Origin of the sequence: Chryseobacterium cucumeris, from assembly GCF_001593385.1 — a bacterium.
Taxonomy (GTDB): Bacteria; Bacteroidota; Bacteroidia; order Flavobacteriales; family Weeksellaceae; genus Chryseobacterium; species Chryseobacterium cucumeris.
Map to the genome: position 1 here is coordinate 1 of NZ_LUVZ01000022.1, position 516 is coordinate 516.

Below are 516 nucleotides of genomic sequence, written 5' to 3' on the forward strand. Positions count from 1 at the left end.
AACCTCATCCGCAAACCATTCAGACAATCCCTCTGCAGTCGCCAGATATTCATATAAAATCTCTGATAAACAGTGCATTGGAAATTCGTAATGGACTTTATGTTTCGCCATATATCTTTGTTTTTATCGTCCCGCAATATATAAATTAATTTTTTTATTACACAAAATTGCAGTTACTTTTTTAAAGAATCTGCATGATATTTATCAGAGATCAAAAATCTCTATTATGTTAAGTATGAACCCTTAAAACCATCATGTATTGCATAAAAAAATCTCTCTTTAACAGGGAGATTTTATATAGAAGGCTATGACTAGGTTTTAGATCATTTAAAAATGAAAATTAAGTTCTACAAAACCAATTTTTCCAAATCCTGTTTCGCTCCAACCTGTTTTTTTATCTTTTTGGAATGTATCTTTATCTGTGATATAGATATATTTGTAATAAAACATAGGCTCTGTAGATATAGAGAAGTGTGGAGAAATAAAATACTGCACTCCTATAAATGCTCCTATCCC

1 protein-coding gene and 1 pseudogene are annotated in these 516 nt (G+C 30.2%); both read right to left on the minus strand.

Translation table 11 applies throughout. From position 1 onward, the window contains the following. Positions 1-111: START-like domain-containing protein (locus A1704_RS24935; RefSeq protein ID WP_262486813.1), on the minus strand; the 111-nt coding region annotated here is incomplete at its 3' end. Positions 112-327: 216 nt separating this feature from the next. After that, a pseudogene (locus A1704_RS24485) lies at positions 328-516 on the minus strand (hypothetical protein); the annotation flags it as partial.